The 13,447-nt window shown below is 69.9% G+C and carries 11 protein-coding genes; 6 read left to right on the top strand and 5 right to left on the bottom strand.

The annotated features are described in order from the left end of the window. Positions 1 to 26 precede the first annotated feature (26 nt). Positions 27 to 1,346: an MFS transporter gene (locus ACIPV5_RS07375; protein ID WP_056277770.1), complete on the top strand. Its 1,320-nt coding sequence runs from the start codon at positions 27 to 29 to the stop codon at positions 1,344 to 1,346. A 53-nt stretch (positions 1,347 to 1,399) separates the two neighbouring features. Here ACIPV5_RS07375 and ACIPV5_RS07370 read toward each other — a convergent pair whose 3' ends face one another. The 4 genes from ACIPV5_RS07370 to dhaK form a co-directional block, all read right to left on the bottom strand. Then, positions 1,400 to 2,689 (bottom strand): hypothetical protein, encoded by a 1,290-nt coding sequence (locus ACIPV5_RS07370; protein WP_400340554.1) that lies wholly within the window; start codon positions 2,687 to 2,689, stop codon positions 1,400 to 1,402. Between the two features lie 145 nt (positions 2,690 to 2,834). Continuing rightward, on the bottom strand, positions 2,835 to 5,300 hold the full coding sequence (gene ptsP, locus ACIPV5_RS07365) for a phosphoenolpyruvate--protein phosphotransferase (protein ID WP_400340552.1): 2,466 nt from the start codon (positions 5,298 to 5,300) through the stop codon (positions 2,835 to 2,837). Then, entirely contained in the window at positions 5,300 to 5,941 is a 642-nt protein-coding gene (gene dhaL, locus ACIPV5_RS07360; RefSeq protein ID WP_083569288.1) for a dihydroxyacetone kinase subunit DhaL, read from the bottom strand. The genes ptsP and dhaL overlap by 1 nt, the downstream gene beginning before the upstream one ends. Further along, entirely contained in the window at positions 5,941 to 6,933 is a 993-nt protein-coding gene (gene dhaK, locus ACIPV5_RS07355) for a dihydroxyacetone kinase subunit DhaK (protein ID WP_056277499.1), read from the bottom strand. Before dhaK ends, dhaL begins: the two co-directional genes overlap by 1 nt. Positions 6,934 to 7,091: 158 nt before the next feature. Between dhaK and ACIPV5_RS07350 the strand changes: the two genes are divergently transcribed. Next, on the top strand, positions 7,092 to 7,859 hold the full coding sequence (locus ACIPV5_RS07350) for an IclR family transcriptional regulator (RefSeq protein WP_053099028.1): 768 nt from the start codon (positions 7,092 to 7,094) through the stop codon (positions 7,857 to 7,859). Positions 7,860 to 7,865: 6 nt separating this feature from the next. Here the strand turns inward: ACIPV5_RS07350 and ACIPV5_RS07345 are convergent, their stop codons facing one another. Next, positions 7,866 to 8,477, bottom strand: coding sequence for a TetR/AcrR family transcriptional regulator (locus tag ACIPV5_RS07345; protein WP_053095438.1), 612 nt, complete (start codon positions 8,475 to 8,477; stop codon positions 7,866 to 7,868). 111 nt (positions 8,478 to 8,588) lie between these two features. On the opposite strand from ACIPV5_RS07345, the gene ACIPV5_RS07340 reads away from it, so the two are divergent. From ACIPV5_RS07340 to paaZ, 4 genes are read left to right on the top strand one after another with little or no spacing between them, the layout of a single operon-like run. Continuing rightward, a complete protein-coding gene (locus tag ACIPV5_RS07340; RefSeq protein WP_400340549.1) occupies positions 8,589 to 9,776 on the top strand; it encodes a thiolase family protein in 1,188 nt (395 codons plus the stop codon). Continuing rightward, positions 9,773 to 10,501 carry an enoyl-CoA hydratase/isomerase family protein gene (locus ACIPV5_RS07335; RefSeq protein ID WP_363522028.1) on the top strand — a complete coding sequence of 243 codons (729 nt, stop codon included), beginning with the start codon at positions 9,773 to 9,775 and terminating at the stop codon, positions 10,499 to 10,501. Before ACIPV5_RS07340 ends, ACIPV5_RS07335 begins: the two co-directional genes overlap by 4 nt. Next, complete coding sequence (locus tag ACIPV5_RS07330; RefSeq protein ID WP_400340547.1) at positions 10,498 to 11,364, top strand: 3-hydroxyacyl-CoA dehydrogenase family protein; 867 nt, start codon at positions 10,498 to 10,500, stop codon at positions 11,362 to 11,364. The genes ACIPV5_RS07335 and ACIPV5_RS07330 overlap by 4 nt, the downstream gene beginning before the upstream one ends. Continuing rightward, positions 11,361 to 13,442, top strand: coding sequence for a phenylacetic acid degradation bifunctional protein PaaZ (paaZ, locus tag ACIPV5_RS07325; RefSeq protein ID WP_400340545.1), 2,082 nt, complete (start codon positions 11,361 to 11,363; stop codon positions 13,440 to 13,442). The genes ACIPV5_RS07330 and paaZ overlap by 4 nt, the downstream gene beginning before the upstream one ends. Positions 13,443 to 13,447 lie beyond the last annotated feature (5 nt).

Raw genomic sequence — 13,447 nt, 5'->3', positions numbered from 1 at the left:
GCACCCGCAGAACAATGGAGTTCTTCATGACGTCAGCAGTATCCGCGCGCACCTCGACGGCGCGAATGCCCGCCGAGGAGCGGCGAGTCCTCGCCAGCACCCTGGTCGGCACCTCGATCGAGTGGTACGACTTCTTCATCTACGCGCAAGCAGCCGGCCTCGTGCTCGCGCCGCTCTTCCTCGCCCCGATCGCTGAGGAGAACAAGGGGTTCGCGCAGATCCTCTCCTTCGCCACGATCGGGATCTCCTTCCTCTTCCGCCCCCTGGGAGCCATCGTCGCCGGGCACCTGGGCGACAAGCTGGGCCGCAAGAAGATGCTCGTCTTCACGCTCGTGATGATGGGACTCTCCACCTCGCTGATCGGCGTGCTGCCGACGTACGCCGCGATCGGCGTCGCCGCTCCGATCCTTCTCATCGTGCTCCGCATCCTGCAGGGGTTCTCGGCGGGCGGCGAGTGGGGCGGAGCGGCACTGATGGCCGTCGAGCACGCCCCCACGGCCCGCCGGGGGCTCTTCGGCGCCTTCCCGCAGATCGGCGTCCCGATCGGCATGATCCTCGCCACAGCCACGCTCTGGGTGCTGACGAGCTCGATGTCCCCCGAGGCGTTCCTCGAGTGGGGCTGGCGGATCCCGTTCCTGATGTCGATCGTGCTGATCGCCGTCGGCTACGTGATCAGGCGCGCCGTCGACGAGAGCCCCGTCTTCGAGGATCTCCGTCGTCGTCGTCAGGAGGCCTCCGCGCCGCTGGGTCGCCTGTTCCGCAAGAACACCAAGCAGGTCGTGCTCACTGCACTGATCTTCATCGGCAACAACGCCGCCGGGTACCTGCTCATCGCGTTCTTCGCGACCTACGCCGTCACCGCCCTCGGCATGGAGCGTCCTCCCGTGCTGCTGGCGACGACGCTCGCGTCGTTCGGCTGGCTCATCTTCACGCTCTGGGGCGGCCACCTCTCCGATCGTCTCGGACGCGTCCGCACCTTCCAGATCGGGTACATCGCGCTCGCGCTGTGGGCGGTGCCGATGTGGTTCCTGATCGACACGGCGAACATCTTCTGGTACTTCGTGGCGCTGTTCGTGATGACGTTCGCGCTCGGGCTCTCGTACGGCCCGCAGGCGGCTCTCTATGCCGAGATGTTCCCGGCCAACGTCCGCTACTCGGGCGTCTCGATCGGATACGCGCTGGGTGCCATCCTCGGCGGGGCGTTCGCACCGATGATCGCGGAGGCTCTGATGAACCAGTTCCAGGCGGCCTGGACGATCGGCGTCTACATCGCCATCACGGCGGTGATCTCCCTCATCGCCGTGTCGATGGTGAAGGAGACCAAGGGCGTGGATCTGCACGCCTGATCATCGTCTTCCCGGCATGCTGCGGGCCGGTCGGTCATCCGACCGGCCCGTCGTCAGCCGAAGACCAGCGGCGTGCGTGCCGTCGCGTCCTCGACCGTGATGCCGACGATCGTCGCCCCCTCCTCGAGCACCTCGCGATCGGCTTGGAAACGGAAGACCTGCCCGTCGCGCGTCGTGACGGCGTAGAAGTGATCGCTCGACGACACGACCTCGACCACGGTGCCTCCGGGGTATGCAGCCATCGCATCCGCCACGGGGGCGCCGAGGCGGATATCACCTCGCGACGGCAGCGCGGCTCCGTCACCGACGGTGTCGCCGAGGCTGCGGTCGCTCCCGACGGTGATCGACCCGACGGCATCGCCGGCCTCGACGGGGCGCACCAGGATCGTCCCCGCCTCCGGGGGGGCGATGAGGGTCCACGGGCCGCCGTCGTACTCGGGTTCGACGACCTGCGCGTCCTCGCCGGCGGCGGCGATCGCGGACTCGACCGAGTCGCCGAGTCGGAGCGGACCCACGCCGCCGACTCCGACCTGCCAGTCACTCCACGCGGTTCCGGGATCGCCGGAGGGGTCTGTCTCGGCGACGGGCGGGTTCTCGGTGAGCTCCTCGACCAGCCCGGACCGGGCCTCCTCGGCGCGTTCTCGAAGCAGCAGCGCCGCCGCCTCGGCGTCGAAGTCGCGATCGCCGCTGAAAGGCTGCCACAGCTGCACGATCACGTTCCCGGTCGAGGCGAACGCGCTGAACGACCGCCAGTCCAGCGCCGCATCGATCAGCGAGCCCGCGAAGACCCGGGTGTTCTCGGACGCTTCGGGGATCACGGCATCGAAGGAGACGGTTCCCTCTTTGACGAACTCGGCGCACTGCTCGGCCGCCTCGAGCAGCTGATCCATGCGGCCCTCGGCGTGAGCCTCGTCGGCGAACTGCATGATCGTCATCCGGCCGAAGCCGTTCGTGGGATCCGTCGGCACCTGCCACTCGATCGTCCTCGCCCCGACGCTGCCGAGTGACTGCTCGGCGTAGAGAGCGTCGCAGATCGGCGGATCCGCAGGGAGGCTTCCGCCGTCCGATATCTGTTCGAGCACCGGCGACGGATCGCCGACGTCGGTGGCGTCCGGAACGATCCCCACGATCTCCTCGGGGGCGAGCGCGAATGCGTCGAGCTCGTCGCCGACGAACACGATCGGTCCGGCATACGGCTCGGGCGCGGCGGTCGTCCGGGACGGCGATGGCGACGGAGGCGATGACGTCTGGGGACTCGGGGCGCAGGCGCTCACGGCGGCCACGGCACCGATCCCGATCAAGGCGAGCGTCACTCGCGCTCGACCCGTGATGAAGACAGCCATTGAATCCTCCGACCTCGTCATTTCGCCGATGCAGACGTCCCCTCCTGGAGCCTAGGCGCGCTGGGACGACCTCGACCAGGAGCCCGTACATGTCGAGATCAGAATGATGCCGGAGAGCGCATATGTCGTTGACGCGACGACCGCGTCACTCTCCGTTGAGTACGGCGGCTGCGGCGGCGCGGGCATCGACAGCCGTCGCTGCTCTCAGGACCGCTTGCGCAGCGGCATCGCACTGTTCGCCCGTGACGCCCGCGAGCGCCGCCGCGACTCGACCCAGCGCACGGGGTGTCATCGACAGCGACGTGACGCCGAGGCCCACGAGCACGGCGGCCAGAGCGGGATCGGCAGCGGCCTCGCCGCATACCCCCACCGGCAGGCCCCACCGGCGTCCGGCCGCACCCGCCTGCCTGATCAGTCGCAGCACGGCCGGCTGCCACGGATCGTTCAGATCGCCCAGCTCTCCGAGCAGTCGATCAGCCGCGAGCGCGTACTGGGCGAGGTCGTTGGTCCCGATGCTCACGAAGTCGACGACCTCGAGCATCTCCGACGCGAGGAGCGCGGCGGAGGGCGTCTCGATCATCACCCCCACAGTCTCCAGTCCGGCTTCTCGCGCACGCTCCGCGAAGTCGCGTGCCTCATCGACCGTGGCCACCATCGGAGCCATCACCTCGACGAGTGCCGACTCCGCCCCCGCGGCGAGCGCCAGTGCCCTGAGCTGATCGTCCAGCAGCTTCGGGGCCCGTCGCGCGATCCGGAGTCCCCGCACGCCGAGGGCGGGATTGTCCTCCGCGTCGGAGTTCGCGAAAGGCAGCGGTTTGTCACTGCCGGCATCGAGCGTGCGCACCACGACCCTCTGCCCCGGAAACGCGGCGAGGACACCTCGGTAGGCGTCGACCTGCTCGTCGATCGTCGGTGCGTCGGCGCGGTCGAGGAAGCAGAACTCGGTGCGGAAGAGACCGACGCCCTGGGCCTTCGAGGCAGCGGCCACGACGGCCTCGGCCGCTCCCCCGACATTGGCGAGGAGCGGGATGCGCCGTCCGTCGGCGAGCACCCCCTCGCCGTCGAACGGCACCACGAGCGACGCGGCCTTCGCCTCGGTGACTCGAGAGCTGCTCGGGTCGATCTCGACCGTGCCCCGATCGCCGTCGACGAGCACGACCGCACCGCGCGGGATCCCGGTCGCGCCGATGACTCCGACCACTGCGGGGATTCCGAGCGACCGGGCGATGATCGCCGTATGCGAGGTGGGGCCACCCTGCTCCGTCACGAGCGCGACGCAGTTGCCGCCTTCCAAGGCTGCCGTGTCCGCGGGGGCGAGATCCGACGCGACCAGCACGAAAGGCTCCTCACGCTCGGGAACGCCCGGCATCTCGACCTCGAGGATCTCCGCGATCATCCGATCACGGACGTCGCGGATGTCGGCCGCTCGCTCGGCCATCCGCCCACCGAGAGCCGCGAGTCCTCTCTCGTGCGCCGCCGATGTCTCCCAGATCGCCCGCGCGGCCGTTCGACCCCGCGACCGCACGAGGTCCGCCGCCTCGGCCACCAGTTCGGGGTCGGAGGCCAGCAGACGCGACGCGTCGAGGATCGCCCGAGCCTCGCCGGTCGCCGCCCTCGTGCGCGCCCGCAGCTGGTCTGCCACCGCCACTGCGGCCCACTCGATCGCAGATGCCTCGGCCTCCCGATCACCAGGCGCGACGACGGTGCTCTCGTCTGGCTCGCGCACGGGCGCGGCGAGGAGCACGGCCTCGGCGGCGACCCTGCCCGAGCTCACGCCGCGACCACGCAGCACGTCGCCTGCCCGGACGGGAGGGGAATCGGGGGCCGCCTCTGCAGCGTGCGCCCCGACCGACCCCGAGGCGACGGCGTCGACGTCCGTGCCTTCACCGAATCCGTCGTCGAACAGTGCCACCAGTCGGTCGAGCGCCCCCCCGGCGTCGCGCCCGAGTGCCGACAGCTCGATCCGGTCGCCCTGCCTGGCACCGAGGATCAGCAGGCGTGACAGGCTCGCACCCGACGCCTCAGCCCCGTCGGGCAGTCGACGCAGTCGCACATCGATGCCCGCAGATGCCTCGGCGATCAGAGCCGCCGGTCGCGCGTGGATACCGAGCGCATTGCGCACGACCACCGTCCGCGTCACGGCACCCGACCGGTCGGTCGATGCGGACTCGATCGGAGCGGCTTCCGTCGACGGGTCCTCGAGCTGGCTGCTCTTGGCGGCGAGCGCGATCGACGCCTCCCCCGCGACGACGTCCAGCGATGCGCCGGCAGCGGCCGACACGACGGCCGCCAGCAGCCCTTCCACGAACGGCGCGGGGGCGAGGCGCACCGGCACATCGCTCGTCCGCAGCTCCAGCGCGAGCTCGGCGCTCAGCACTGCGGAGCCGAGATCCATCAGCACCAGGACACCGTCGCAGTCGGCGGCCAGCTCGTCGATCGCCGCGGCGACAGCGACGGCATCCGTGCCGAGGACGGGCGCGCCGTCCGCATCCGTTCCGGCGCCTGCGGCGACTCTCACTCGCGCTCCCCCGCCCTGCACCATCTGCAGGGCGAGCTCCAGCGCCGCCTCCCCGAGTCGAGCACTGTGGGAGACGGCGACGATGCCGATCATCAGGAGGATTCCGCGGTCGCCTGGGCGAGGGACTCGAACAGCAGTGTCGTCGACGCCGCACCGGGGTCGAGATGGCCGGCGCTGCGTTCCCCGAGATAGCTCGCACGTCCCTTCCGGGCGACGAGCGGTTCGGTGGCATCCCGACCGGACGCGGCAGCCTCTGCGGCCGCCGCCGTCGCGGCAGACAGGTCTCCCCCTCCGGAGATCGCGGCGTCGAAGGCGTCCACCGCGGGCGCCATGGCGTCGAACATGGTCTTGTCGCCGGCCTCGGCCTTGCCGCGAGCGACGATGCCATCGAGGCCGGCACGCAGCGAGCCGCCGAGTCCGGCGCCATCGAGCTCGGTCACGGGCCCTGCAGCCATCCCCATCCGCAGGAACAGCGTGCCGTAGAGCGGCCCGCTGGCGCCTCCGACCGAGCTCACGAGAGTCATGCCGACGGTCTTGAGCAGCTCGTCGACCGTGTCGGGCACACCCGAGTCGAGCTTCGCCACGACCGCATCCATGCCACGGGCCATGTTCGCGCCGTGGTCGGCGTCTCCGATCGCCGAGTCCAGCTCGGTGAGCCATTCGCGCCTCTCGGCGATGACGTCGCGGAACCGCCGGATCCAGTCGGCCAGGGCCGCGGTGTCGATCGCCGCCATCATGCCCCCCACCGCAGTCCGGGGGTGTTGACGGGTGCGTCCCACAGCCTGAGCAGCTCGTCGTCGGCCTTCAGCACCGTGAGCGAGCAGCCGGCCATGTCGAGCGAGGTGATGTAGTCGCCGACCAGGTTGCGGGCGATCTGCACTCCCGCCTGCTCGAGCAGCGCGGCCACCTCGCCGTACATCAGATACAGCTCGATCAACGGGGATCCGCCCATGCCGTTGAGCATCACGATGGCGGGACCTGAGACGTCGAGATCGGCGAGGATCGGCTCCACGAGCTGCCGGGCGATCTCGGATGCCGGCGCCAGTGGCTCCCGGTGCCGACCGGGCTCGCCATGGATGCCGATGCCGATCTCCATCTGGTCCTCGGGCAGATCGAACGTCGGCTTGCCCGCTGCGGGAACCGTGCAGCTGGTGAGCGCCATGCCCATCGACCGCCCCTGTCCGTTGATGCGCTTCGCGAGGGCGACGACGGCATCGAGATCCTGCCCCTCCTCAGCCGCGGCGCCGACCAGCTTTTCGAGCAGCACCGTGAGTCCGACGCCACGACGCCCTGCCGTGTAGAGCGAGTCCTGCACGGCGACATCGTCATCGACGATCACGGTGCCGACCTCGATGCCCTCCATCGAGGCGAGCTCCGCCGCCATCTCGAAGTTGAGCACGTCTCCCGTGTAGTTCTTCACGATGTGCAGCACACCGGCCCCGCGATCGACGGCCTTCGTGGCGGCCTGCACTCGATCGGGGGTGGGCGAGGTGAAGACCTCGCCGGCGACGGCGGCGTCGAGCATGCCGAGGCCCACGTATCCCCCATGCAGCGGTTCGTGGCCGGACCCTCCACCCGAGACGATCGCGACCTTCCCCTCCGCCTTCGGCGTCGAGCGGGTGATCACGTGCGTCTCGAGGTCGACCGAGAGCTCCGGATGCGCGAGTGCGACGCCGCGCAGCGACTCGACCAGCACATCGGCGGGGTTGTTGATGAGCTTCTTCATCGTTCGATCTCCTTTGATCTCTACGGCGGCGCTCTTTCGCAATATTGGAAAGTTATTCGTCAATGTCGAATATGCTCGGGCGCAGTCGAGTTGTCAAGATCGACCTGACGACCGATGCGACCGCCCGGCTCGACGACGATCCGGAGAGAGGAGCCGCGATGATCCAAGCCATCGATCGCGCAGCGAAAGTGCTCGAGCTGCTGCAGGGTGCGCGCCATCTCGGCATCACGGATCTCGCGCTCGCCCTGAGCCTTCCCCCGTCGACCGTGCACGGGATCGTCAAGTCCCTGCGCGAGCACGGACTCGTCGCGAAGGAGCGTGGCGGGCAGCGCTACATGCTCGGTCCCACCCTGCTGCGGCTGAGCAACGTCTACCTCGACACCCTCGACGTCCGGGCCAGAGCCATGCGGTGGACGCAGGAGCTCGCACGCCGCACGAACCTGCCGGTGCGCCTCGGGGCGCCGCACTTCCACGAGGTGCTCGTGATCCACCACGACCTGCGTCCGGACGACAGCCAGCAGATGCTCGAGACCGGCGTGGCGATCCCCGCGCATGCCTCCGCGATGGGAAAGGTCCTGCTGGCGCACGACCTCGGCTTCCAGCGCACCGTCTTCGAGCGGCCGCTGCACAGCCTCACCGGGGACACGATCACCGACGTCGCCCGACTGCTGCTCGACCTGCCGGCCATCGCCGAGCGGGGCAGCGCCTCGGAGACCGATGAGGCCGTGCTCGGAGAGTCGTCCGTCGCCGCGCCGGTCGCCGACGCGTCGAACGACATCGTCGCCGCGGTCGCCGTCGTGATGCCCACATCGCAGGCGCCCGCCTCGGACGCGGTGCTCAACGCGCTGCGCGAGACGGCGCGCAACATCTCCCGCGAGCTCGGAGCGACCAGCTGGCCTCCCCGCGTGGCGCCGGCCGACGACTGAGCCCGCTCAGCGGGACTGCAGCCCGTCGAGGCTCACCCGCAGGATGTCCTCCCCCAGCTCGTCGGGATCGACGGGACCCCCGGGTCGATACCACTCGACGACCGAGTTGATCATTCCGAAGATGAGCCTGGTGGCGACCGCCGCATCGACGTCGTCACGGATCAGCCCCTCGGTCTGCGCTTCCGACACGATCGCGGTCACGCGCTGGTCGAACGCACGTCTGCGCACCAGCGCGGAGGTCTCGACATCGCCGTTCCCCCGCACGCGCAGCAGCAGCGTCACCGAGGGGAGCTTCTCGGTGAGCACCCGCACCGCGCCGCGGATGATCGCCCGCAGCCGGTCGGAGGCCAGCGAGTGCTGCGCGGTCGCATCATCGACGACGGCCTCGAGCGCATCGAGCGCATCGTTCAGCGCGAGCTCGAGGATCGCCGACTTCGATTCGAAGTGATGGTAGAGCGCCGACTTCGTCAGCCCCAGCGTCGCGCTGAGGTCGGCCACGCTCGTCGCGTCGTAGCCGTGCTCGTTGAAGACCTTGACGGCGACCGCGAGCACCTGCTCGCGGTCATAACCTGGCCGGCCGCGCTTGGGGGCCGGCGCCTGGATTCCGGGCTCTGCCATGGGCCCAGTCTGTCAGTCCGGATGAGTTGCCATTCGCGGAAGGATCTGAGATCGTATTCCTGACCGATCGGTCTGAAATTATCGCCAGCGTGGGCGTTCGAGAGGATGACGATGTCCGAGGCCTATCTCGTCGACGGGGTCCGCACCCCCGTCGGTCGCTACGGAGGCGCACTCGCCGGCATCCGTCCGGACGATCTGGCGGCCCTCGTCGTCGCCGCCACAGTCTCGCGAGCCACCATCCCCGCGGACGACATCGACGAGGTGATCCTCGGCGCCGCGAATCAGGCGGGCGAGGACAACCGCAACGTCGCACGGATGGCCGTGCTGCTCGCGGGCCTCCCCGATTCGATCCCCGGATTGACCGTCAACCGCCTCTGCGCCTCAGGGATGTCAGCCATCGCACTCGCCGCGAACGCCGTACGCGCAGGGGACGCCGACCTCATCGTCGCCGGTGGCGTCGAGTCCATGACACGCGCGCCCTGGGTGCAGGCGAAGCCCGAGCGGGCATGGGCCAAGCCCGGCGCGGCCTTCGACACATCGATCGGCTGGCGCTTCACGAACCCGCGGCTGAGCGCCCGCGACAAAGCCACGTTCTCGATGCCCGAGACCGCCGAAGAGATCGCACGCATCGACGGGATCACCAGAGCGGATGCCGACGCCTTCGCGCTCCTGAGCCATCAGCGCGCCATCTCGGCGATCGACGCGGGACGCCTCGCCCCGGAGATCGTGGGCGTCGAGACGGGCCGCGGACTCGTCGACACCGACGAAGGCCCGCGCCGGGACAGCACGCTCGACGCGCTGGCCGCACTCCGTCCGGTCGTCGCAGGCGGCCAGGTCGTCACGGCGGGCAACTCCAGTTCCTTGAACGACGGAGCCTCGGCGATCATCGTGGCGAGCGCCGAGGCGGTCGAGCGACATGGTCTTCGTCCGCGCGCACGGATCGTCGCCTCGGCGACCGCCGCGCTCGCCCCCGAGATCATGGGCCTGGGTCCCGTGCCGGCAACGCAGAAAGCGCTCGCGAAGGCGGGCCTGCAGGTCGGCGACCTCGGAGCCGTCGAGCTCAACGAGGCCTTCGCCACGCAGTCCCTCGCCTGCATCCGCCGCCTCGGACTCGACCCGTCGATCGTCAACGCCGACGGCGGAGCCATCGCACTCGGCCATCCCCTCGGCTCCAGCGGATCCCGCCTGATCGTCACACTGCTCGGCCGACTCGAGCGCGAGAACGCGCGCTACGGTCTGGCCACGATGTGCGTCGGCGTGGGTCAGGGCACCGCGATGATCGTGGAGCGTCTGACATGACTCTGCGCATCGAGGAGCATCGAGACCGGGTGATCGCCACGCTCGACCGGCCCGAGAAGCGCAACGCCATCGACCAGGCGACGATCGACGCGCTGCACGACCTCTGCGCGCTGCTCGAGCGGACGCCGCGCACGCTGATCATCACCGGCACCGACGGCGTCTTCGCGGCGGGCGCCGACATCGCCCAGCTGCGCGATCGCACCGCCGACGACGCCCGGCGCGCCATCAATGCGACCGCATTCATCCGCGTCCACGATCTCCCGATGCCGGTGATCGCCGCACTCGACGGATACGCGCTCGGGGGCGGAGCCGAACTCGCCTACGCCGCCGACATCCGCATCGCGACGCCGTCCCTCCGCATCGGTAACCCCGAGACCGGGCTCGGCATCATCGCCGCAGCCGGCGCGACCTGGCGCCTGCCCGAGATCGTCGGAGACGCGAGGGCGAGCGAGCTGCTCCTCACCGGCCGAGCTCTGGATGCCGAAGAGGCGCTGAGGTGGGGACTCGTGTCGTCGCTCCATCCGGCCGACGAGCTGCTCGCGGCCGCACACCGGATCGTCGATCGCATCGCGGCGAACGATCCCCTCGCGACGCGGCACACCAAACGCGCTCTGCGCACTCCGCGAGCAGGCCACCCGGCGATCGAGGTCGAACTTCAGGCCGAGCTGTTCGAGTCGCCCGAGAAGATCCGCCGCATGACCGACTTCCTGGAGAAGAGACGATGAGCGACATCGGCAGCGCCCCGAATCGGGTCGGCGTGCTCGGAGGCGGCCGCATGGGAGCCGGCATCGCACATGCGTTCCTGCTCGCCGGATCTCACGTCAGCGTGATCGAGCGCGATGCGGCGAGCGCCGAGGCGGCGCTGACCCGCATCGGCGGCAGCATCCGCAGATCCGTCGACCGCGACCCCTCTCTCGACGAGGCCGAATTGACCGCGCGCATCACGACCGGCGTCGATCCCGGAGCCTTCGCCGCGGTCGACCTCGCGATCGAGGCGGTTCCCGAAGACCGGGCCCTCAAGGAGGACGCACTGTCGCGGGCCGAAGCCGTGCTGCCCCCGTCGGCGGTTCTGGCGAGCAACACCTCGTCGATCTCGATCGACGATCTCGCTGCGGGCCGCAGGCATCCGGAGCGATTCCTCGGCCTGCACTTCTTCAATCCGGTGCCCGCGTCGGCCCTGGTCGAGGTCGTGCGCGGCGCAGCGACCGACCGGGCGGTCGTCGAGAGCGCCACCGCCTGGGTGGCCGCCCTCGGCAAGACGCCGATCGTCGTCAGCGACTCCCCGGGCTTCGCGTCGTCGCGGCTCGGCGTGATGCTGGGCCTCGAGGCGATCCGGATGCTCGAGGAGGGCGTCGCCTCGGCCGCCGACATCGATGCCGCGATGACGCTGGGGTATCGGCATCCGATGGGTCCGCTGCGCACCACCGACATCGTCGGGCTCGATGTGCGCCTCGGCATCGCCGAAGAGCTGGAGCGCACGCTCGGCGAGCGATTCGCTGCACCGGAACTGCTGCGCCGCATGGTCGCCGAGGGAAAGCTGGGCCGCAAGAGCGGCGAAGGGTTCTACGCATGGAACGAGGAGAGATGACCGAGTATCTGCCGAGCTACGTCCAGGGCGAGTGGTGGACGCCCTCGTCACCCACGCGATCCTCAGAGGTCCGCGATGCGTCCACCGGCGACGTCGTCGCCGTCGTGTCGACCGAGGGCCTCGACCTGGCCGGGTCACTGGAGTACGCCCGCTCGGTCGGGCAGAAGAGCCTCGGTGCGCTCACGTTCCACCAGCGGGCCGTGCTGCTGAAGCAGTTCGCTCTCGCTCTCACCGAGCGCAAGGACGAGCTGTATGCGCTGTCCGCCCGTACCGGCGCCACGAAGGCCGACTCGTGGGTCGACATCGACGGCGGCATCGGCGTGCTCTTCTCGTACTCGGGCAAGGGTCGCCGCGAGCTGCCGAACAGCCGCGTGCATGTCGACGGCCCCGTGGAGCCGCTGTCGAAGGACGGGTCGTTCCTGGGTCGTCACGTCTACACGACGCTCCCCGGGGTCGCTGTGCAGATCAACGCGTTCAACTTCCCGGTGTGGGGTTCGCTCGAGAAGTTCGCACCCGCGTTCCTCGCCGGCATGCCGACGCTCGTGAAGCCCGCGACGCCCACGGGCTACGTCGCCGAGGCGATGGTGCGCATCCTCGTCGAATCGGGACTGCTGCCCGACGGATCGCTGCAGCTCGTCAGCGGCAGCGTGCCTGACCTGTTCGAGAACCTGCGGCTCGGCGACATCGTCGGGTTCACCGGCAGCGCGTCGACCGCGGAGAGCCTCAAAGCCCACGCCGCAGTGCAGACCGGCGGCGTGCGGTTCACCGCCGAGACCGACTCGATCAACGCCTCGGTGCTCGGCACCGACGCGATCGAGGGCACCCCGGAGTTCGATGCCTACGTGCGCCAGCTCGTCACCGAGATGACGAGCAAGGCCGGCCAGAAGTGCACGGCCATCCGGCGTGCGATCGTGCCGGTGGGCTCGGCCGACGCGATCATCGGCGCCGTGCAGGCGCGCCTCGCTGAGAAGACCGTGCTGGGCGACCCCCGCGCCGAGGGCGTCACCATGGGTCCCCTGGCCTCGACGGGGCAGCGCGATGAGGTGCTGCGCCAGGTGGATCGCCTGCAGGCGGCGGGCGGGCAGGTCGTCGTCGGGACGACGGATGCTCCCGAGGTCCGTCGCGCAGACGGCAGCACCGGCACCGCACCCGACGGAGCCTTCGTGTCGCCGCTGCTGCTGCGCTTCGAGGACTCGCAGTCCGACGCGGCGCACTCGATCGAGGCCTTCGGCCCCGTGTCGTCGCTGCTCACCTACGACACCATCGCCGAGGCCGCAGCGCTCGTCGCCCGAGGTGGCGGCTCGCTGGTCACCAGCATCGCGACGCATGACCCGGCGCAGGCCGTCGAGCTCGCCACGCGCATCGCACCGTTCAACGGCCGGATGCTGCTGCTCGACCGCGACGATGCACGATCGTCGACCGGGCACGGATCGCCCCTGCCGAACCTCGTGCACGGCGGCCCCGGTCGAGCCGGCGGCGGCGAGGAGCTCGGCGGCATCCGTGCGGTGCTGCATCACATGCAGCGCACGGCGGTGCAAGGTTCACCCGAGATGCTGACTGCCTTGACGGGTGTCTGGCACGCGGGGGCCGCCGCGCGCAGCGACGGTCGGCATCCGTTCCGCAAGTCGCTCGCGGAACTCCGCATCGGCGACCAGATCGCCTCCGGCTCGCGCGAGGTGACCCTCGCCGACATCGAGACGTTCGCGCACTTCACGGGCGACACGTTCTACGCCCACATGGACGAGGCATCCGCCGCCGCGAACCCGTTCTTCCCCGGACGGGTCGCGCACGGCTACCTGCTCGTCTCGTGGGCCGCGGGTCTCTTCGTCGATCCGGAGCCCGGACCCGTGCTCGCGAACTACGGTCTGGAGAACCTGCGATTCATCACGCCGGTCTCCCCCGGCGACACGATCCGCGTCGAGCTGACCGCGAAGCAGATCACGCCGCGTGAGACGGACGAGTACGGAGAGGTGCGCTGGGACGCGGTGATCCGCAATCAGAGCGACGAGCTCGTCGCCACCTACGACGTGCTCACGCTGGTGAACAAGCAGCCGACACCCGAGGTCGTCGCCGCATGAGAGAG

The organism is Microbacterium sp. NPDC090014 (assembly GCF_044748285.1).
In the GTDB taxonomy this organism is placed as follows: Bacteria; Actinomycetota; Actinomycetes; order Actinomycetales; family Microbacteriaceae; genus Microbacterium.
This window is presented reverse-complemented; position numbering and strand designations above follow the sequence as displayed.

Excerpts from the sequence above, each read along its gene's own strand:
- ACIPV5_RS07350 (WP_053099028.1), top strand. The coding sequence starts at position 7,092 with ATGATCCAAGCCATCGATCGCGCAGCGAAAGTGCTCGAGCTGCTGCAG.
- ACIPV5_RS07330 (WP_400340547.1), top strand. The coding sequence starts at position 10,498 with ATGAGCGACATCGGCAGCGCCCCGAATCGGGTCGGCGTGCTCGGAGGC.
- ACIPV5_RS07370 (WP_400340554.1), bottom strand. The coding sequence starts at position 2,689 with ATGGCTGTCTTCATCACGGGTCGAGCGCGAGTGACGCTCGCCTTGATC.
- dhaL (WP_083569288.1), bottom strand. The coding sequence starts at position 5,941 with ATGGCGGCGATCGACACCGCGGCCCTGGCCGACTGGATCCGGCGGTTC.
- paaZ (WP_400340545.1), top strand. The coding sequence starts at position 11,361 with ATGACCGAGTATCTGCCGAGCTACGTCCAGGGCGAGTGGTGGACGCCC.
- dhaK (WP_056277499.1), bottom strand. The coding sequence starts at position 6,933 with ATGAAGAAGCTCATCAACAACCCCGCCGATGTGCTGGTCGAGTCGCTG.
- ACIPV5_RS07340 (WP_400340549.1), top strand. The coding sequence starts at position 8,589 with ATGTCCGAGGCCTATCTCGTCGACGGGGTCCGCACCCCCGTCGGTCGC.
- ACIPV5_RS07345 (WP_053095438.1), bottom strand. The coding sequence starts at position 8,477 with ATGGCAGAGCCCGGAATCCAGGCGCCGGCCCCCAAGCGCGGCCGGCCA.
- ACIPV5_RS07375 (WP_056277770.1), top strand. The coding sequence starts at position 27 with ATGACGTCAGCAGTATCCGCGCGCACCTCGACGGCGCGAATGCCCGCC.
- ptsP (WP_400340552.1), bottom strand. The coding sequence starts at position 5,300 with ATGATCGGCATCGTCGCCGTCTCCCACAGTGCTCGACTCGGGGAGGCG.
- ACIPV5_RS07335 (WP_363522028.1), top strand. The coding sequence starts at position 9,773 with ATGACTCTGCGCATCGAGGAGCATCGAGACCGGGTGATCGCCACGCTC.